At 64.9% G+C, this 19915-nt stretch carries 17 protein-coding genes and 1 tRNA gene; 3 read left to right on the top strand and 15 right to left on the bottom strand.

The window, feature by feature from the left end; genetic code table 11:
- Positions 1-78 precede the first annotated feature (78 nt).
- Positions 79-155: transfer RNA gene (locus tag BraRD5C2_RS15880), tRNA-Met, on the top strand.
- 64 nt (positions 156-219) lie between these two features.
- Here the strand turns inward: BraRD5C2_RS15880 and BraRD5C2_RS15875 are convergent.
- The 9 genes from BraRD5C2_RS15875 to BraRD5C2_RS15835 all read right to left on the bottom strand — a co-directional run bounded on the left by BraRD5C2_RS15875 (position 220) and on the right by BraRD5C2_RS15835 (position 10212).
- On the bottom strand, positions 220-1056 hold the full coding sequence (locus BraRD5C2_RS15875; RefSeq protein WP_223969647.1) for an alpha/beta fold hydrolase: 837 nt from the start codon (positions 1054-1056) through the stop codon (positions 220-222).
- A 155-nt stretch (positions 1057-1211) separates the two neighbouring features.
- Positions 1212-1721, bottom strand: coding sequence for an Lrp/AsnC family transcriptional regulator (locus BraRD5C2_RS15870; RefSeq protein WP_223969646.1), 510 nt, complete (start codon positions 1719-1721; stop codon positions 1212-1214).
- A 312-nt stretch (positions 1722-2033) separates the two neighbouring features.
- Positions 2034-2966 carry a sugar-binding protein gene (locus tag BraRD5C2_RS15865; protein ID WP_223969645.1) on the bottom strand — a complete coding sequence of 311 codons (933 nt, stop codon included), beginning with the start codon at positions 2964-2966 and terminating at the stop codon, positions 2034-2036.
- Positions 2967-3062: 96 nt separating this feature from the next.
- Entirely contained in the window at positions 3063-4145 is a 1083-nt protein-coding gene (locus BraRD5C2_RS15860; RefSeq protein ID WP_223969644.1) for an ABC transporter permease, read from the bottom strand.
- The gene (locus tag BraRD5C2_RS15855) at positions 4145-4909 is read right to left on the bottom strand and encodes an ATP-binding cassette domain-containing protein (protein WP_223969643.1); all 765 of its coding nucleotides are present in this window, start codon (positions 4907-4909) and stop codon (positions 4145-4147) included. Before BraRD5C2_RS15855 ends, BraRD5C2_RS15860 begins: the two co-directional genes overlap by 1 nt.
- Positions 4910-4947: 38 nt before the next feature.
- Positions 4948-6297: a carbohydrate porin gene (locus BraRD5C2_RS15850; RefSeq protein WP_223969642.1), complete on the bottom strand. Its 1350-nt coding sequence runs from the start codon at positions 6295-6297 to the stop codon at positions 4948-4950.
- A 300-nt stretch (positions 6298-6597) separates the two neighbouring features.
- Entirely contained in the window at positions 6598-7659 is a 1062-nt protein-coding gene (locus BraRD5C2_RS15845; RefSeq protein ID WP_223969641.1) for an ABC transporter permease, read from the bottom strand.
- A complete protein-coding gene (locus BraRD5C2_RS15840) occupies positions 7656-9182 on the bottom strand; it encodes a sugar ABC transporter ATP-binding protein (RefSeq protein WP_223969640.1) in 1527 nt (508 codons plus the stop codon). Before BraRD5C2_RS15840 ends, BraRD5C2_RS15845 begins: the two co-directional genes overlap by 4 nt.
- Positions 9183-9246: 64 nt before the next feature.
- Complete coding sequence (locus BraRD5C2_RS15835; protein ID WP_223969639.1) at positions 9247-10212, bottom strand: sugar-binding protein; 966 nt, start codon at positions 10210-10212, stop codon at positions 9247-9249.
- Between the two features lie 241 nt (positions 10213-10453).
- On the opposite strand from BraRD5C2_RS15835, the gene BraRD5C2_RS15830 reads away from it, so the two are divergent.
- Together BraRD5C2_RS15830 and BraRD5C2_RS15825 are read left to right on the top strand one after the other, a co-directional pair.
- Complete coding sequence (locus tag BraRD5C2_RS15830; protein ID WP_223969638.1) at positions 10454-11725, top strand: ROK family protein; 1272 nt, start codon at positions 10454-10456, stop codon at positions 11723-11725.
- A 79-nt stretch (positions 11726-11804) separates the two neighbouring features.
- Positions 11805-12563, top strand: coding sequence for an SDR family NAD(P)-dependent oxidoreductase (locus BraRD5C2_RS15825; protein WP_223969637.1), 759 nt, complete (start codon positions 11805-11807; stop codon positions 12561-12563).
- Between the two features lie 23 nt (positions 12564-12586).
- Here BraRD5C2_RS15825 and BraRD5C2_RS15820 read toward each other — a convergent pair whose 3' ends face one another.
- The 6 genes from BraRD5C2_RS15820 to BraRD5C2_RS15795 are packed head-to-tail and all read right to left on the bottom strand — an operon-like array spanning position 12587 to position 19892.
- The gene (locus BraRD5C2_RS15820) at positions 12587-14956 is read right to left on the bottom strand and encodes a xanthine dehydrogenase family protein molybdopterin-binding subunit (RefSeq protein ID WP_223969636.1); all 2370 of its coding nucleotides are present in this window, start codon (positions 14954-14956) and stop codon (positions 12587-12589) included.
- Between the two features lie 14 nt (positions 14957-14970).
- Positions 14971-15429 (bottom strand): (2Fe-2S)-binding protein, encoded by a 459-nt coding sequence (locus BraRD5C2_RS15815; RefSeq protein ID WP_223969635.1) that lies wholly within the window; start codon positions 15427-15429, stop codon positions 14971-14973.
- 15 nt (positions 15430-15444) lie between these two features.
- The gene (locus BraRD5C2_RS15810) at positions 15445-16338 is read right to left on the bottom strand and encodes an FAD binding domain-containing protein (protein WP_223969634.1); all 894 of its coding nucleotides are present in this window, start codon (positions 16336-16338) and stop codon (positions 15445-15447) included.
- The gene (locus BraRD5C2_RS15805) at positions 16335-17348 is read right to left on the bottom strand and encodes an ABC transporter permease (RefSeq protein ID WP_223969633.1); all 1014 of its coding nucleotides are present in this window, start codon (positions 17346-17348) and stop codon (positions 16335-16337) included. Before BraRD5C2_RS15805 ends, BraRD5C2_RS15810 begins: the two co-directional genes overlap by 4 nt.
- The gene (locus BraRD5C2_RS15800) at positions 17341-18357 is read right to left on the bottom strand and encodes an ABC transporter permease (protein ID WP_223969632.1); all 1017 of its coding nucleotides are present in this window, start codon (positions 18355-18357) and stop codon (positions 17341-17343) included. Before BraRD5C2_RS15800 ends, BraRD5C2_RS15805 begins: the two co-directional genes overlap by 8 nt.
- Positions 18354-19892 carry a sugar ABC transporter ATP-binding protein gene (locus BraRD5C2_RS15795; RefSeq protein ID WP_223969631.1) on the bottom strand — a complete coding sequence of 513 codons (1539 nt, stop codon included), beginning with the start codon at positions 19890-19892 and terminating at the stop codon, positions 18354-18356. The genes BraRD5C2_RS15800 and BraRD5C2_RS15795 overlap by 4 nt, the downstream gene beginning before the upstream one ends.
- Positions 19893-19915 lie beyond the last annotated feature (23 nt).

The following is a 19915-nucleotide window of genomic DNA, read 5'->3' as shown; positions in this document are numbered from 1 at the left end:
GCTTGACAGGCGAGCATGCCCCTCTTTATATGCCGCGCGTTCGCCCCCGCGGCTCCATGCCGCCGATCGCGAGCCTGTGGCGGGGTAGCTCAGCTGGTTAGAGCACGGGAATCATAATCCTGGGGTCGGGGGTTCGAGTCCCTCTCCCGCTACCAAGGCTGCGAATTGGTGCGCTCGTCCACCATTTCTGGCGATTTTGTGCTCCCGACGGTCGGTCTGTCAGTTGCCATCGATGAAATGCAGAAGGGCCGCATTGAACAATGCGGGATCCTGCAGGAAGGCGAAATGACTGACGTTGGGCAGGATCAGCAGCCCGGCGTTCGGGATGGTGGCGGCGATATATTCGGTGTGAGCGCGCTTGATCGCCTCATCATGATCGCCATCCACCACCAGGACCGTCGCCTTGATCGAACGTAGCTGATCATCAGTCCAGTTCGGTTCGGTCTCCCACATCTTGGTGATCTGCGTGACGAAGGCGTCGTAATCCTTCGGTGTGGCGGACAATTTGGCGTACTCGCCGCGGGCTCGCTCGATGAAGCGCGCGAACACAGGGGCTTTCTCCACGCCCTCCTGGACACCCGACGTCACCGTGTTGGCAGCGAACGCGAAGACCTTTCCGACACGGTCTGAATGACGGAGTGCGATATCGAGCCCGAGAATGGCACCGTCGCTCCAGCCGACGACGTCGGCCTTGGCGATATGCAACGCATCGAGAAGCGCGACGATGTCATCGGCCATCAGGTCGTATCCATAGGGGCGGTCGTCACGTGTGCTGCGGCCGTGGCCACGGCTGTCCACGACGATCACCATGTGCCGGCGGGCGAGCGCCTTGACCTGATGACCCCAGTAGTCCGAATTGGAAAGTCCGCCATGGAGCAGGACGACCGGCGGTCCGTGGCCGATGGTTGCGTAGTACAGGCTGATGCCATTGACCTTGGCATGGCCGCTGCGTTCACCGGAGACAGCGGGCGGCGTCGGCGGAAGGGTTTGCCAAAGCGGCGCGGCGGAAGCCTGCGCGGGAAGCAGCAGCAGGAGAGCCCACAGGAGCAAGCGCATCGATAGTCCCTTTGAGGAGCCGGATGATGACGATGCATCGATTGGCCCGACGAGGCAAGCGAAGCGCGGCCTGGCGAGAGTTGCGCGCGCGTGGCCCGAACCCTCCTATCGCGCGAAGTGCGTCGATCTGATCGTCATTCGTACGCCACGTTTGACTACGCTGGTGCGAGTGCCGGGACAGGCAGGGCGGTCACCGACTTGATCTTCTCCATTGCGAAGCGTGAGGTCACATTCTTCAGCGCAATCGCGCCGATCAGCTTCTTGTAGAACAGATCATAGCTCTGCATATCAGCGACGACCACGCGCAGGACATAGTCGATGTCGCCGGCCATGCGGTAGAACTCGATCACCTCGGGCATCGCGCTGACGACCGACGCAAATCGTCTCAGCCACGTGTCGGAGTGGTCGTCGCTCTCGACGGACACGAAGACCGACAGACCCAGACCGATCTTGTTCTGGTCGACGAGGGCGACCTTGCCGGTGATGACCCCCTCGTTCTCCAGACGCTGCACGCGCTTCCAGCAAGGGGTCGAGGAAAGTCCAACGCGCTCGCCGATCTCGGCGACCGATAGCGATGCGTCTTCCTGGAGAACCCGCAAGATCTTGCGATCAATCGCATCGAGGCGGCGAGGCGCGACCGCCGAAAGCGTTTGGATGTCGTTCATGTGCAGAACTCTCGTTCAAATGAAATATCTGCATCAATGCTAGATGAAAGAATCTTCTACGCAAGCCGCGGGCATTTTGAAAAAAGCGATCGCCGGAGAAATCCCTTCTGCGGGCTCTGCGCTTTGTAGCTCATCTATCCGGTTGCTGTAGGTCGGAAGGCCGTCGCGCTCAACGCTCGAGAACGTACCCAGCAGATATCGTAGGTTTGGTCGGTGTGGGGAAAGGCGCGGTAGCCTTCCCCCGTTACTAAGGGCACCGTTTGTGCGCCGAGCCGCAGTTTTCCGCGAATAGGCGACGCGGCCTCCGGGCTGCTACTTCAGCATCGCCGCAACGTTGTCCTTGGTCACGACGTCGAGACCGGTGTGGATGATATCCGGCACCTTCTGCCCCTTCTTGATGGCAAGCAGCGTATCCATCGCTTTCTCGCCCATCTCGAACGGGCGCTGGCCGATCAGTCCGTTGGCATAACCCTCGTTCAGAAGCTCAAGCTGCATCCTGAGGGTGTCGGCCACGACGAGCGTGAACTTGCCTGCGTCGATCTCCTTCTTGCTCTTGCTGGCGAATGCCTTGAAGCCTTCCGGCGCGAACATCGGCCAGCCGCCGACCGGGATGATCGCAGCAAGGTCGGGAGTTGCGGTGCGCAGATCGGTCATCTGCTGAACGCCCAGCGCAGGGTCGTCGTTGCAGAAGGTCGGCGATCCCGCGACTTCGGTCCACTTCGAGCCCTTGAGCGCTTCGCGGACGCCATCGACGCGTTCGGCGAGGTTGGCCGCTCCCGGTCCGCCGGAGATCATCGCGTATTTGCCGCCATTGGGCCGGAGCGTCAGCAACTGCTTGCCGAGCGCGATGCCGAACTCCTTGTTGTCGGTGCCGATATAGGCAATCCGCTTCGAACCCGGCGCATCGGAGTCGAACGTGATGACGGCGATGCCGGCCGCCGTCGCCGCCTCGATCGACTTGGTCATCGCGGCAACGTCGGCGACCGAGATGGCGAGGCCGTCCACCTTCTGGGTGATGAAATCCTGGATGATCTGCGCTTGCGTCGCCGGCTCGTGCTCGACAGGACCCTTGTAGATGCATTCGATGCTGCCGAGCTCCTTGGCGCGCTTCTGGCAGCCGTCGCGCGCGAAATCGAAGAACGGATTGTTCATCGCCTTGGGCACGATCACGAACTTGTAGCTCTGGGCAAAGCCGGGCGTCGCCATCATGGCGACGACCGCGGCGGCAAGAAGTGTCTTCCTCATTGCTTCCCTCCACATTGTTTTTGTGCCTATTCCTTGAAATCAGCGGCTCCCGGAGGCGGATAGGCGGACATTGGTGATCCTCCGGGGACGAACTCTTCAGGCCATGCGCGAGCGGAGGCGATCGACCAGCACCGCTGCGATGATGATCACGCCCACCAATGTCTGCTGCCAGTAGGAGTTGACCTGCGCGAGCACGAGGCCGTTGCGGATCACCTCGAGCAGCACGCAGCCGACGATGGCTCCGAGCGGACCGCCGGCGCCGCCGGCGAGATTGGCACCGCCGATGACGGCGGCCGCAATGACGTTGAGCTCGTAGGACGTCGCCATGTTTGCCGGCGCCGATCCCAGCCAGCCGCAGATGATGATGCCTTGCAGACCAGCCGCCAGCGCGCAGATCACGTAGATCTCGATCTTCACCCGCACGACCGAAATGCCGGTCAGCGCCGCCGCCTTCTCATTGCCGCCGATGGCAAAGACGTGGCGGCCAAAGCTCGTGTGGTGCAGCACGACCGCCATCGCTACCGCGAGAACGACGAGGTAGATGAACGGCGCGGGCATGCCGAATACGACGCCCGACGTCAGCGTGTAGAAATAGCTCGCTTCGGGGCCGCTGGGAAAGCTGCCGCGGCCGTTGGAGACGACGTAGCCGAGGCCGCGCACGATCGAGAGCATGCCGAGCGTGGTGACGAAAGGCGATAGCCCGAGCACCGCGATGCAGAAGCCATTGACGAGGCCGACGATCAGCGCGACGCCGAGTCCTGCCAGGATCGAGACCAGCAGGATCAATCCGGGCAGATTGGCGATCACGGTCTTGCCGTCATCGGCCAGATGCACGAACCAGTCCGCGCCGGGCATGCCCGGTGTCGAGATGTGGGTCATGACCATCGAAGTGATCATCGCGGAGAAGCACATCACCGAGCCCACCGAGAGATCGATGCCGCCTGTGATGATGACAAAGGTCACGCCGAGCGTGGCGATGGCGATGAAGGAAAAGTTCTTCGCCACATTCTGTATGTTGCCCTCGGTGAGGAAATAGGGGCTGGCGAAGTTCATCACCACGACCAGCGCGATCAGCGCGAGCAGGACGTAGCCGGTCTGCGAGGCAAACAAGCCGCTCTGCCACCATTTGGCCTTGCTGACATTGGTGAAGGTGATGGGAGAGTCCAGGGGCGTGGCCATCACGCAGCCTCCTTCGCTCCCGTGATGAGGGAGGTGACTTCCTCGGGGCTGGTGTCGCCGATCGCCTTGTCGGCGCGCTTCTCGCCGCGGCGCATGACGACGACGCGGTCGCAGACCGCGAACACGTCGGGCATGCGGTGCGAGATCAGCATCACCGCGACGCCCTGTTCCTTCAGGCGATGGATCAGGCTCAGGACCTGCTCGACCTGGCGGACCGAGATCGCGGCCGTCGGCTCGTCCATCATCACGAGCTTGGCATTGGACAGCCGTGTCCGTGCGATCGCGACCGCCTGACGCTGGCCGCCCGACATCTGCTTGACGAGATCGTGCGGCCGGGTCTCCGAGCGCAACTCGCCGAACAGCTCCAGCGCGCGGGCTGCCATCGCCTTGTGGTCGAGCAACGCGAACGGACCAACCTTGCGCGTGAGCTCACGGCCGAGGAAGACATTGGCCGCCGCCGTGAGATTGTCGGCGAGCGCGAGGTCCTGATAGACCACCTCGATACCGATCGCGCGGGCATCGATCGGCCGGGCGAAATGAACCGGCTTGCCGTCAAAGCGGATCTCGCCGTGGCTTGGCGGGAAGTTGCCGGCGATGATCTTGACCAGCGTCGACTTGCCGGCGCCGTTGTCGCCCATCAGGCCGACCACCTCGCCGGGAGAAACGCGCAGGTCGACGCCATGCAACGCGCGAATGGCGCCGAACTCCTTGCCGATGCCCTTCAACTCAAGGACCGCGAGCCCGGCGTCGTGAGGGGTTACCATGGCTGGTTTCGCTCAGACATGCTGGCAACCCCTCCCGATCAGAAGTGCACCAGCGTGCGCAGACCAAGGACCCAGGCATTCTCGGTCTTGATGCCGGCGGCATTGTAGCCGCGCCCGCCGGGATTGATCACGTACTGGGCGTCGAACTTGAGATTCATCCAGCCAGTCGCCTGCCACCCGTACCAGGCTTCGATCGGAACTTCGTTTCCGCCCGCATTCAGGGTGAGCGCAGCCGAGTTCACGTGGGTCGTACCGACCGCGAAACCGACTTCGTCTTCGGGCCGCCAGGAGAACGTTCCGGTGTGCCTGAAGCCCAAAGCGACCTGGTAATCCTGATACGATGTCCGGTGATCGGCGACGGTCGTATTGAGGAACATGTACCAACCCTGTGCCTTTGCACCTTCGACGGTCAGTCGCTGCAGGATCGATTCATAGATGCCATAGCGGCCGCGTTGATCGCCGAGATTCTGGTCCGAGACGCCGCCGATGCCGGGGGCGATCGCTATGATACCGGGAAGGCCGCCGTCGATCGTCGACGCGCTGTCATACCAGCCGCCGAAGCGCCAGGTCCCGTTCAGCGGACCGCTCGGCGCCCAGACCACCTCGACCGGCACCAGCACGCCGGAGGCCCGGCTCGATCCGGGGACGCCCGGCAGGAAGTAGGTCGCGGAGTCCGACGTCGTCAGATAGTTCGGATTGGCGTCGTAGACGCCGACCGAAAGCTGCCATTCCTTGGTGAAGTTGTAGTGTGCGACACCGGCCCATTGGCTCACCGGCCAGTTGTAGATGTAGCCACCCTGGATGTTGCCGGGCTGACCGCCGCAGAACGTCAGGTTGATGAACTCACACAGGCCGAAGAAGAAGTCGGAGCCGACCGGCAGACGGCCGCCCTTGAGTTCAAGGCGATCATCGAACAGTTTCTGCGAGTAGTAGAGTTCGGTGAGGCGAAGGATGTTGCCGCGGCCGAACACTTCGTTGGTCAGCTGCAAGGCCGGAATGCCTGCCTCGTCATTCAGGTTGCGGCCGAAGCGATCGACCAGCGTGAGGCCGACCGTGCCGCCCTGGATGCCGGCTAGTTTCGCCATGTCGAACTTGGCCTGGAAGAACAGCTGTCCGGCGTTGGCGCCGGTGTTCCTGTTGCCGCCTGACAGGTTGGTGACGGCTTCATCACCCAGCGTCAGGGCCAGCGAGATACCTCGCTCCTTCAGCTGCGTCCTGCCGAGATCACCGAACAGATACGGTCGTGTCCAGAAATCATCGGTCTCCGTGTAAGGCACAGGCGGAGCCTTCGTTAAGAGATCGGCTGCATGCGCGCCGCCGTCGAACAACGATAACAGAGCGATCCCCACGCCGCATGCACGCGCGGTGTTTACAGACCAAAGTGACATTTTCTGCACTCCCAGCGTCCCCGGCTTTGTCCATTTTTGTGTCGCGTTCCGGCCCAAAGCCCTTCAGCCTGGAACGCGCCCCCGTCAGTGTAGCGACCCGTCAACTTGAGATAGAAAATCCACGCGCACCAAAGCCATTCAGGACGGTGATGAGGTCTGCCCGCGGCCGGGCTCGGCCCACAGCGCCGACATGTACGCGAACGTCGGATGCTTGATCAGTCTTGCGCATCGAACTCTTCCCCTGTCCCTCTACCCAAGTCGCCGCGGTCATATTCCCGATCCCGGTTCTTCGTCATCGAGTTAAGCCTGATCGCCCGCGCTTGTCGGCAACGCTGCCGCGCCGCGCGGAGAGGCGTTTTGCAGGATTGTGGTTTCCTTTGATCGCGGTGCCGTGCGGGCGAGCCCGGCGAGCGCCGCCTTGCGTCGCCGACGGGCCTGCAATTGCTGATCCGCCAGCACGCCGATCAGAATCACGGTTCCCATCACCGCGAAGTTCAGGGAGTTCGGAATGCCGAGGATGTTCACGAGGTTCTGCAGCACCTGCAGCAGCGCCGTCCCCAGCACGATACCGAGAATGGAGCCTTCGCCGCCGCGCAGGCTGCAGCCGCCGAGGACGGCCGCTGCAATCGCATAGAGTTCGTAGAAATTGCCGAAGGAGCTCGGCGAGACCGAGTTGGTATAGAACACGAACAACACGGTCGAAACGCCGGCGAGGCCGCCGCTGATGACATAGGCGGTCGCGATCACGAGATTCGTCCTGATGCCGGAGTAGCGCGCCGCTTCCTCGTTCTTGCCCACGGCATAGAGCCAGCGTCCGTAGACCGAACGATGCAGCAGCACGCCGAGGACCACCGCAAGGATGATCAGGAAGATGAAGGTGTTCGGAATGCCCGCGATATTGCCGGAGGCGATGTTGCTCAGCGTGCTGGCCTCGTCGCCGTAGCCGAAGCCGCGGGTCGAATCGCTGGTGTAGTAGCGCGCGGCGCCTCGATAGATCAGCAGCCCGCACAGCGTCACGATGAAGGGCTGCATCTTCAGCCGGGTGATCAGGAAACCCTGGATGCCGCCCAGCGCCAGCCCGCCCATCAAGACCAGCATCAGTGCGAAGGGCCAGGGCACCTGATACGTCGTCAGCAGGTCGATGAAGACGACGCCAAGCAGCGCGAACATCGAGCCGAGCGAAAGATCGATGCCCCCGGTGATGATGACTAATCCTTCGCCCAGCGCGAACACGCCGAACAGGCCGATCAAATTGGCCATGTTCAGCAGGTTCACGAACGACAGGAAGGCCGGATTGATCGCGCCGGTGATGGCGGAGATCACCGCCAGCAGCAAGAACAGGCCGAGTTCCTTCTTCATCATGGCGCAGCGATCTCCAGGGTTTCGAGCGCCTGGCCGACCGCCAGCCTCAACACGTTGTATTCGCTGAACTGGTCGCGCTCGAGGACGCCGCTGACGCTGCCTTCATGCATCACCGCGACCCGGTCGGAGACGCCGATGACCTCTTCCATGTCGGATGAGATCATCACGATGGCGACGCCCCGGTCGGCGAGGCTGCGCATCAGGGCGTAGATCTCGCTCTTGGCGCCGACGTCGATGCCGCGGGTCGGCTCGTCGAAGAACATCACGCGCGGCTGCATCGAGAGCCACTTGCCCAGCACCACCTTCTGCTGGTTGCCGCCGGAGAGCGTCACGGCTTCGATGTCGATGCTCGGCGCTTTGATCGACAGGCGCCTCGCTTGTTCCTTCGCGATTTTGCGCTCGGATCCGCCGTTGACCAGCCACATCCGCGCATGATCCAGCAGGCTCGCGAGCGTCACGTTCTCCCGGATCGGCAGCTCCAGCACCAGCCCGGACTTCTTGCGATCCTCCGGCACGAGGTAAATCCCTTGCCTGATCGCATCGCGCGGCGAGGCGACGCCGACCGGCGTGTTGTCGATCCTGATCTCGCCACCCAGCAGCGGGTCGACGCCGAACACCGCGCGGGCAAGCGAGGTGCGGCCCGCGCCGACGAGCCCGGCGAGGCCGAGGATCTCGCCGCGCCGCACCGAAAGGTCGATCTGCCGGTCGGGAAAGGCCGTCGTCACAACGCCGGCGATATCGCAGCCGCCCGGCTGCGGCGTGTGCGCCGGCGGCGTGTACAGCGCCTTCAGGTCGCGGCCGATCATCAGGCGGATCATTGCGGCATGGCTCAGCTCGCCGCGCGTCAATTCGCCGACGGTGCGCCCGTCGCGCAGCACCACGACGCGGTCGGCGCAGCTCATGATCTCGCCGAGCCGGTGAGAGATGTAGATCACCGAGATGCCGTGCGCTTTCAGGTCGGCAATCACCTCGAGCAGCCGCTCCGTCTCCGAAATGGTCAGGCTGGAGGTCGGCTCGTCCATGATGATCACGCGGGCGTCGATCGAGAGCGCCTTGGCGATCTCCACCATCTGGCGCTCGGCGATCGACAAATTGTCGACCAGCGTGTTCGGCGTGAAATCGGCGCCCAGCCGTTCCAGCAGCGGCGTCACGCGGGCGCGCATCTCCGCATTGTCGACGAGCTTCAGCGGGCCGCCGGCGAGCTTCTCGCGCCCGATGAAGACATTGGCCGCGACGTCGAGATTCTCGAACAGGTTCAGCTCTTGGTGCACAAAGGCGATGCCGGCGAGGGTCGCCTTGTTCACCGTCATCCTTGCGTGGTCGTTGCCGCCGATGCGGATCACGCCCGCGCTCGGCGCGATCACGCCGGCCAGCACGCGCATCAGCGTCGATTTGCCGGCGCCGTTCTCGCCGATCAGGCCCAGCACCTCGCCACGGCAGACGCGCAAATTGACGTCGTCGAGTGCCCTGACTCCGGGATAGGTCTTGCTGATTCCGCTGAGTTCGAGCAGCGTTTCCGCCATTCGACATGTCCTCCTGCAGCCCGCCCGGCGGCCTGTGGCGGCCGGGCGGTGAAGCCGACTGAAGTTACTTTTTCAGCAGTTCCTTCAATTGCCCGGCGAACTCCGCGACGTTGGTCTTGGTGATCACCTTGGTCGGCACGATCAGCTTGCTGTCCTTCGGAATCCAGGATTTGTCGCCGTTCAGCGTCTTGATGATGTTGGTGGCGGAGAGATAGCCGAACTCGTAGGGCTGCTGCACGACCGTGGATTCGATCGTGCCGTCGGAAATGCCCCGCAGCGTCCGCTGGTCCTCGTCGAAGCCGACGATCTTCACCTTGCCGGCCTTGCCCGCAGCCTTCACCGCATCATAGATCAGCGGGGTCTCGTAGCTCCACAGCCCGGAGAGCAGTGCGATATCAGGGTATTTGACGAGCACGTTCTCCATGTTCGCCTTGGCCTTGGCAAAGTCCACCTGGTCGGTGAACACGTCGACCAGCTCGACCTTGGTGCCGGCGATCGATTCCTTGATGCCCTGTACGCGCTCGCGGGCGTTGTCGGCATCCATCGTTCCGACGAACAGCGCGATCTTGCCGCCGTTCGGCAGCGCCTTCTTGATCTCCTCGCCGGCCTGTCGCCCGGCCGCGACGTTGTCGGTGCCGATATAGGCGAGACGGTTGCTCTGCGGCGCGTCGCTGTCCGTGGTGATCAGCACGGTCTTGGCCGCGACCTTGTTGAGTTCTTCGGTTGCATGCGGCGCATCGTCGACCGAGATCGAGATGCCGGCGACGCCGCGCACCAAGAGGTCGTCCAGCTCGCGCCGCTGGCCGGCCGCGGTGCCTTCGTTGGTGACGATCAGCTCGATATTGTATTCCGGGTGCTCTTTCTGCGCCTTCTCAAGCCCGCGGCCGGCGATGGTCCAGAAGTCGGCCGCGACATTGGTCACCAGCGCGATGGTCTTTTTCTGCTGCGCCTGTGCTATCCCCGTTACCATCGCGAGCGCGGCTGCGCCCGCCAACAGCGGCACGATCAATCTTTTCATTGAGTCATTCATATGCACCTCCCTGTCGACACCCCCGGTGAGGGGATTTCACGCCCGGCGCTTTTCACGCCTTATTTTATTCACGTAACTAATAAATTAGCGCGACAAAATGTCCAGTCAAGGATGTTCATGTCTAGGACCTCACGTAATAATAGTGAGAAGGTGATGTATTTCCGCCGCTATTGACGCTTTTTGGCCAACATCTGAGTTGTATCCGTTGAATAATTTCATCAAGCGAATTAAAAAAGCCGGCATGAATGAGCAGTCCGAACCGCTGAGACGTGCTTCAAGTCTGGCCCGCGGATCGAACCGCGGCCGTCTCGTCGAAGTCTTGCGGCGTCAGGGGCCATTGCCGCGCGTCGAACTCGCCCGCAGCACCGGGCTGAGCTTCCCGGCCATTTCGGCCATCACGTCGAAGCTGATGGCGGAAGACCTGCTGTGCGAAGCCGAGACGGATGCCGCGACGTCGTTGCCGGACGATGCCGACGACGAGGATGCGGATGGGCTGAGCGGCCGCCGCCGCGGCCGGCCGGCGGTCCTGCTGACCCTGAACCCCGAGTTTGGCCGCATCATTGCCATCTCGCTCCGCATGAACCTGATCGAGACCTTGATCGCCGACTTCAGCGGCGCTGCCCTGGCGCAATCGCGGCTCGAACTCACGACGCGTGGGCTCGATGCAGGCGCGTTGTGCGATCTCGTGATCGCGCAGATCGAGGCCATGCTCGATGAGACGGCCACGCCGCGGCATCGGCTGCTGGGAATCGGGATTGCGCTGCAGGGCATCGTCGATGCCGACGCCGGCCGGCATCTGTGGAGCCCGGCGCTGTCGATCACCGACGTCGATCTGGCGACGCCGGTCCGCGAGGCATTCGGCGTCGAAGTCGTGATGGCGAACGATGCGGTCGCGGTGGCGCTGGCCCTCGTGGCGGCCGAGCCGGCGCTGGCGCAGGGCCTCACGGCCACGCTCATGGTCGGTCACGGCATCGGCATGGGCATCGTCGTCGATGGTGAAGCGCGCTGGGGTGCCGGCGCGGGCAGCGAGATCGGCCATGTCAAGTTGACGCCGAACGGTCCGCAATGCCGCTGCGGTCAGCGCGGCTGCATCGAGGCCCATCTCGCCGACTATGCGCTCTACCGCGACGCCCGCACCTTTCTCGATCTGCCGCCGGCGGTGTCGCAGCAACCATCCGAGGCGCAGATGGCTCTGTTGCGCGCGCGGGCACGCGCCGGCGATCCCCGTCTCGAACAGCTATTCCGGCAGGCTGGCTACGCGCTTGCCGAGGCGGTGGCCACGACGATCTCGGTGTTGCGCCCGCACCATGTGATCCTTGCAGGTCCCGGCCTGGAGGCGTTTGACATGATGCGCAGTGCCTATGAGGAGCGGCTCGAGCAGGCGGTGTTGCCGTGGCTGCTCAAGTCCACCGCCATCCATGTGCGTCCAAGCGAGTCGGCGACAATTGTCGACGGCATGGTGCGGCGGACGCTGCGGGTCGTGGACCGAAACCACATGGAGACGACCGAGTGAACCTCGGGAGCCGTGGCTCTTGCCTTGAGCCGCAGCAACGCAACCGACGCGCTTCAGGCGCCAAAGCGAGAGAATGCCAATGCAGGGTGCCATCTATCCAAGCCTCAAGGACCGGACCGTCCTGGTAACCGGTGGCGGTTCCGGCATCGGCGAGGCCATCGTCCGCCAGTTCATCAGCCAGGGCGCGCGGGTCGGATTCATCGATATCGATGTGACGTCCTCGGAGCAGCTGCTGTCCGATTTGGGCGCGCATGCCGGCGTGCACTTCGAGCACGCCGATCTGCGCGACATCGCCGCGCTGCGACGCGCGGTTGCCGGCATCCGCGAGGCGCTCGGGCCGATCACCATCCTGGTCAACAATGCGGCGCGCGACGACCGTCACGCGATCGAGGACGTGACGCCCGAATTCTGGGACGAGCGGATCGCCGTCAACCTGAAGCACCAGTTCTTCAGCGCCCAGGCGGTCGCACCCGACATGAAAAGGGCAGGAGGCGGTTCGATCGTCAATATCGGCTCGGTGAGCTGGGTGATCGGTCAGGGCAATATGCCCTGCTACACCACGGCGAAATCAGCGGTGCAGGGCCTGACCCGCGCGCTGGCCCGCGATCTCGGGCCGCACAACGTGCGGGTCAACTCCATCCTGCCCGGATGGATCATGACCCGGCGGCAGCAGGATCTGTGGCTGACGCCCGAAGGTGTGGCCGAGCTGATGCAGCGCCAATGTCTCAAGCGCAAGCTCGTGCCTGACGACATCGCCCGTGTCGTCCTGTTTTTCGCCGCCGACGACAGCGGCGCCTGCACCAACCAGAGCCATATCGTCGACGGCGGCTGGGTCTAGCGACACCGCCGGCCGGCTTGTTGCTATGTCTTGGGAGATGTCTGATGCGAACGTGTCAGATTGTCGGCCCACGCATCGGCAATGTGGGGAAGGGTCAGATCCTGCTTGCGATCGAGCAGGAGTTCGAGCACGCGTGGCGGGGTCAATGGAAGTGCCTGGACGCGCTTGCCGGTGGCGTTTGCAACCGCGCAGGCGACGGCCGCTCCGACATTCAGGATCGGCACCTCGCCGGCACCCTTGGTGCCGAGCGGTCCGATTGACGGCGCACCCTCGTAAAGGCTGATCTCCACCGGCACGACATCGAGCGCCAGCGGCACGCGGTAGGTCTCGAAACCGCTCTGGCAGACACGGCCGTTGCTGCCGATCGTGACTTCCTCGTGCAACGTGTAACCCAGCCCCTGCACGACACCGCCCTGGATCTGGCCATGGATGGCGCGCGGGTTCAGCGCGCGGCCGACGTCCTGCACCACGCGATAGCTGAGCACCTCGACATGTCCGGTTTCCGGATCGACGGCGACCTCGCAGTCGTGGACCGCGAAGACGGGGATGTCGATCGCGTCGATGAAATGTCCGGCGACGCAGCCCGGCATCGCCGGTACGCCGGCGCCGGTGAACGCGCCGGTGCCGGACACCGGGCCAGCCAGCGCCTGGGCACGGGTCGCGACCTCCGCTACCGTACGGCCGGAGCCCGGCGCGCCGGCGATCTCGATTCGGCCGTCGCGCATGACGAGATCATCCGGCGCAGCCTCGATCATCTCGGAGGCGACCTTCAAGAGTTTCGTGCGTACCTCCTGCGCTGCCGACAGGCTGGCCGCGCCGAGCGAAACGGTGGTGCGGCCGCCGCCGACGCCGACGTCATAACCGGCTGCATCGGTATCAGCGGCGCGGACGATCACATGCTCGGGGGCAATGCCGAGCGTGCTGGCCACGATCTGCGGTAGGCTCTGCATCATCGAGCCGGATCCGATCTCCACACCGGACGTGACCAGCGTCGCCGTGCCGTCGGCATTCATGTTCACCGTCGCCGCCGATGGTCCGACGAAGACAAACCAGGTGCCGACGGTGGTCGCGCGTCCATGGAGCCGGCCGTCGGTGCGCGCCGGCGGCGGCGCTGCCGCATCGCGCAGCGTATCCATCCGCTCGAGCATCGGGCCGAGCACGTCGCCTTCGAACACCTGGCCGGTGGCGCCGAGATCCTTGTCGCCGAGCACATTGCGGCGGCGGAAGGCGAGCGTATCCATTCCGATCCTTGCCGCGATCTCGTCGGTGTGGCGCTCCAGCGCAAAGGTGTTGTAGACCCCGTTGCAGCAGCGGAAGGCGCCGTTCGGCGCCGTGTTGGTATAGACCGCACGCGACACCATGCGTACGCTTCCAAGCCTGTAGTTTCCGCCGAGCGTGTGCGCGGTCATGGTGGTCAGGAAGATCTGTTCGCCGCCATAGGCGCCGCAGTCCATCAGGACGACGGCCTCGCGCCCCACGATATCGCCCGCGCGCGTCACCGCCGAGCGGATGCGGATATCGGCGTTCTCGCGGAACAGGCAGGTCAGCATCTCCTCCTCGCGCGAATTGACGAGGCGCACCGGCCGGCCGCTGGCGCGGGCGAGCAGGGCGGCGAAAGGCTCAACGGCCAGATCGAACTTGAGACCGAAGCCGCCGCCGACCGGCGGCACCGTGACGCGGACTTGTGATGCCGGTACGCCCAGCAGGCGCGCGGTCGCATTGCGGACGCTCCAGGGAACCTGCGTTGAGGTCTCGATGTGGAAGCGCCCATCCTCGTAGCTCGCGACGACTGCGCGCGGTTCGAAGGCGACGTGGTTCTGCCGGCCGACGCGAAAGCAGCTTTCGACGATCTCGACGTCGGGCCGGGCAAAGGCGGCATCGACGTTGCCGCGAACGACGGTCGCCTCCCAGGCGACGTTGCCGCCGCGCGCGCTGCCTTCGAGCAAGACCTCATAGCTGCGCCAGTCCGGATGAACCAGTGGCGCGCCAGATGCCAGCGCATCTGCCATAGTCAAGACTGCGGGGAACGGCTCGATCTCCACGTCGATCGCCGCGAGTGCGGCCTGCGCCTGCGCCAATGTGGCGGCTGCGACCGCGGCGAGCGGCTCGCCGTCGTAGCGGATGACGTCGCGGGCGAACAGCGGGTGATCGGCGATGCCGATCCCGATCATGCCGGGCGCATCGGCCGCCGTCACGATCGCACGCACGCCCGGCATGCGGGCCGCTCTGGACGTATCGAGACGAATGATCCGCCCCGCCGGCACGCCGGCGCGCAGCACCGCAGCATGCAGCATGCCCGGCAGATACCGGTCGATGGTGTAGCGGGTGCGGCCACGCAGCTTGTCGGCGGCGTCACGCCGGCGCAGATCCATCGTCGCGGAAACGTCTGACATCCTTGCGCCCCCGATCATGCCGAGGCCAAGGCGAGCAGTGTCGCCTCGACGATGCGTTCATAGCCCGTGCAGCGGCAGATATTTCCGGTCAGCGCCATCAGGATGTCGTCACGGGTGGCATCCGGCCGGGTCGTCAGGAAATGCGTCAAGCTCACCACCATGCCGGGAAAGCACATGCCGCACTGGACGGCATCGCTGGCCTCAAGCGCGGCCTGAATGCGGTTCAGCATTCCCAGAGGTGCAAGGCCTTCGACGGTGCGGATCTCGCGGCCATCGGCCAGCGCAGCAGGCAGCAGGCACGAAGGCGTGGGCTCGCCGTCGATCAGCACCATGCAGGCGCCACAAAAGCCCTCGCGGCAGACAGGCTTCGCGCCGGTCAGATGCATCTCTTCGCGCAGGATATCGACCAGCGGGGTGGCAGGATCGGCCGCGCAGGATAGGCGATCGCCGTTGACGGTCAGGCTGAATCCCATGTCATCTCCGCGCGTTCATGAGCCAAGTGCAGCGATCGCGGCGCGGCGGACGAGGCCGGGCAGCACGCTGACGCGATACCAGGCCGGCGCATCGACGCTGTCGCGGCCGATGAACTCGTCGGTCAGTTCGGCCGCACGACGCGCCGCTGCTGCGGCGTCGAGCGGATGTCCGATCAGCGCCGCTTCAAGGCGAGGCCAGCGGCGCGCGCTCGGTTCGACCGATCCGACCGCGATCCGCGCCGCCTGGACGCGGTCCGCCGCATCGACGCGGACCGAAAGGCTGACGATGGCGACCGGATAATCGCCCGCTCGGCGCAGCGGCAGGCGGGCATGGGCCGTGTTGCGCTCCGCCCGAGGCACGATGATCCGTGTCACCAGGCGGCCGGGCGCGAGCGTTGATCGGATTGCGAGGAAATGCGCCAGGCCGATGCGCTCGCGACCGTCGCGGCCCGAGATCTCGACATCGGCATCGAGACAGAGTAGCGCCGGCACGCAATCCGCCGCGGAAAATTCCGACGTCGCGAGATTGCCGCCGATCGTCGCCATTGCGCGGATCGCGGGGTTGGCGGAGCCTCCGGCGGCTGCTGCGAGGCCGGCAAATTCGGGAAGGTCGGCCAAGGCCGTCGCAAGCGCCGCGTGCGTGACCGCCGCGCCGATCTCGATGGCATCGCTGCCGATCCGAACCGCGGTCAGCTCGGCGATCCTTCCGATGGCGACATAATGGGTCCTGAGCGGCTCGTGCCGGATCGGCGATCGCATGATCCATGTGCCGCCGGCCAAGGGAGCGCCAGCGGCACCGTATTCGCTCAATGCACCGAGTGCGGCGGCGAGCGAGGGCGCGAGATAGATCGATGCCGGCGCATCGCGCGGTCCGACCGGGATGTTCTCGATGGGAGAGCCTAACATCATTGCCGCCGCTCCTGCCGCAGGCGATCCAGCAGCACGCCCATGATGACGATCGCGCCGAGCACGACCATCTGGACGTATCCGTCGATCCGGGTGAGGTTCATGCCGTTGGAGAGAATGGTGATGAACAGGGCGCCGAGCACGGCGGTGCCGACACCGCCGCGGCCGCCCGCCAGGCTCGTTCCGCCGACCACGGCACCGGCGATCGCCTGCAGCGAGAGCGCGCCGCCGAGGTTCGGTTCACCCGATCCGGTTCGCGCCGTCATCATGATCGCACCGAGCGCGGCAAGTCCCGAGCACAGCACATAGGTCGCGACCAAAATGCGCTTGACCGGCATGCCGGCGACCGCCGCGGCACGCGGGTTGGTGCCGATCAGATAGAGCGACCGGCCGAACACGGTGCGGGCCAGTAGCAGATGAAGCGCGATGCCGACCGCGACGGTGATCACAATCGCCGCCGGTACCCCGAAGGTGCTGCCGCTGTAGAAGATCTGCGAGAACGGTGCCGGCACGCCTTGCACCGGCCGTCCGGCCGAAAGCGTGGTCGCAATCCCGATCGCGATATTGTAGCTGCCGAGGGTTGCGACGAATGGGTTGACCCCGAGCAGTGCGACGACCACGCCGTTGAAGAGACCGCACGCGATGCCGAGGGCGAAGCCGGCGCCGAGCCCGGCGAGCAGCACAGCCCCCGCGCCGTGACCGGACGCCGTGGCGCCGGCCATCGCGAGCGCGCTGCCGACGCTGACCATCGACACCGTCGGGCCAAGGGCAAGGTCGAAGCCGCGCGTCAGGATGACCACGGTCTGCGCCATCGCGAACAGCGCCAGATAGCTGGTCTGCTGTGCGATGTTGAGCAGATTGGCCGGCGACAGCACTCCGCGGTTGACCGCGGCGAAGCCGAGTAACAGCACTGCCAATGCGACCGGCAGGACCGCGCTCCAGAGCCTATGGCCGAGCGTCAGCTTCGGCCGGTCGGTGTCCTTGGCGGCAACGGTCAATTCGAGATCAGACACGCGACTTGCTCCCTCGGCTGAGTTCGTCGAGCGCCACGGCTGCGACCATGATGACGCCGAGGAAGACCGGCTGAAGCCGCGAGTCGACGTGCAGGAGGTTGAGTGCATTGCCCAGAATCGTGAGGAACAGCGCGCTGATGGCGACGATCTCGATGCGCCCGACGCCACCGCGCAGACTGACGCCGCCGATCACGGCGGCGGCGATCGACTGCAGCATCATCCGGTCGCCGCCAAAGCTTGCCTGGCCGGAGCCGACCTGTGCCGTCAGCAGGATGCCGGTCAATGCCGCAAGGACGCTCGAGACCACGTAGGTGCCCACGATATGGCGCTGGATCGTCACGCCCGACACCACGGCGGCGTCGACATTGCCGCCGATCGCATAGACGTAGCGGCCGAACAGCGTGCGTCGCTGTGCAAACACCATCACCAGGATCACGATCAGCGCGACGTGGGCGGCGGTCGGCAGACCGAATGCCTGGGCGCGTCCGAAGCCCTTCACGAATACCTCCGGCATGCCGTAAACGGGGATGCCGTTGGTGATCATGAGGCCGACGCCGGCAGTGGCGGACATCGTGCCCAGAGTCACCACAAAGCCGGAGACCTTGAGCTTGGCCACGCAGAAGCCGTTGACGAGCCCGACCGCGACGCCGCAACCGAGCCCGGCCGCGACCCCGCTTGCGATGATGAGGACGTTGGAGCCGGGGAATGCGGCCGCGGTGGCCGCCATGGTCTTGGCCGTGACGACACTCGCCAGGGCGACCACCGCGCCAACCGAAAGATCGAAGCCGCCCGCGATGATGACCAGCGCCTGGCCGCAGGCGACGATCGCCAGCAGCGAGGCGTTGCGCAGGATGTTGAGGACGTTGATGATGCCGTAGAACTGCGCATCGACCGCCGACATGCCGGCCACGAGCACCACAAGCAGCGCCGGCAGCAACCCGATACGGCCTGCGATCGACCGGAGGCTGACCAAGCCCCGTGGCGCTGTGGCGACCAGGGCCGTGTTCATGCGACCTCCGTGGCGAGATGATCGCGGAAGAAGCTCGAAAGCACATTCTGCTCGGTCTTCGCGGCGCCCGTCAGCTCGGCGGCGATGCGGCCCTGATGCATGACGTAGAGCCGGTTCGACAGCGCCAGCACCTCGGGCAGTTCGGACGACACCACGATCACGGCGGCGCCGGCCTCGACGAGGCGCTTCATGAACTCGTAGACCTCGAGCTTGGCGCCGACGTCGATGCCGACGCTCGGCTCGTCGAACAGGAACACGGTCAGCTCGCGCGTCAGCGCGCGTCCCAGCATCACCTTCTGACGATTGCCGCCCGACAGGGCGCCGGCGCTCCGTTCGATGTTCGGCGGCCTCAGCTGCAGCTGCGTCATGATGCCCGCGATCGTCACGCGTTCGGCGGCCTGCCGTATGACGCCGAAGCGGGCGAAGGCGGGCAGGTCGAGCCCGGTCATCGATGCGTTCTCGCGGATCGGACGGGACAGCGCGAGCCCCTCGGCGATCCGGTTGGCGGGGAAGTAGGCAACGCCGCGCTTGAGGCTATGACTTGGCCTTGGAGATTCGTAAGGCGCGCCGTCGATCCGGATCGCGCCCGCTGACGCGCGCTCGATGCCGTAGATTGCGCGGATCAGCTCCGACTTGCCGCAACCGACGAGGCCCGCGATGCCGGTGATCTCGCCGGCCCGGGCATGGAAATTGACCTCACGGACGCTGCCATCGGCGAGCGTCAGGTTCTCGACGTCGACCATCACCTTGTCCGGCTGATGGGCGATGGTGGGAAACAGCAGGTCGATCGTGCGGCCGGTCATCAGTTCCACGAGTTCGCCGTCAGTCGACTTTGCGGCATCGAGAGTCCGGATGTGACGGCCATCGCGCAGCACGGTCACACGGTCGGCAAGGGCACGGATTTCGCGCATGCGATGCGAGACGTAGATCAGTCCGACATTCTGGCTCTTCAGGCGCGCGATCAGCTCGAACAGCCGCCCGGTTTCGCGTTCGGTCAACGACGCGGTCGGCTCATCGAGGATCAGAAGGCGGACGCGGCCGAGCAGCGCCTTGGCGATTTCGGCCATCTGCTGATGCGCGCGGGACAGATCGTCGATCCGTTGCGCGGGGTTGAGATCGAAGCCGAGCTCGTCGATCAGCGCCCTGGCGCGCTTGCGCATCTCGCGCGCACGCAACATTCCGCCGCGCGTGATTTCGCGGCCAAGGAACAGGTTCTCTTCCACGGTGAGGCTCGGGATCAGCGAGAACTCCTGGAACACCGGACTGATGCCGGTCTCTCGCGCGCGCTGCGGCGTCAGATGCCGGATCTCCTCGCCGCCGAAACGGAACGTGCCTTCGTCAGGGGGAAACGTGCCGGATACGACATTGATCAGGGTCGACTTGCCGGCGCCGTTCTCGCCGAACAGGACGTGAAGCTCGCCGGCACGGACATCGAGGTCGACGCGGTCGAGCGCACGGACGCCGGTGAATCGCTTCGATATCCCCCGCAACTGAAGCAAGGGCTCGGCCGGCCTCGGGTCGATCTCGACGTTCATCCGCTTCTCCGTTGGCCGCGAGC

The sequence above is a fragment of the Bradyrhizobium sp. RD5-C2 genome, from assembly GCF_019972155.1.
Lineage (GTDB): Bacteria > Pseudomonadota > Alphaproteobacteria > Rhizobiales > Xanthobacteraceae > Bradyrhizobium.
The sequence above is the reverse complement of the archived record's forward strand: the minus strand, read 5'-3'. Positions and strand labels throughout refer to the sequence as shown.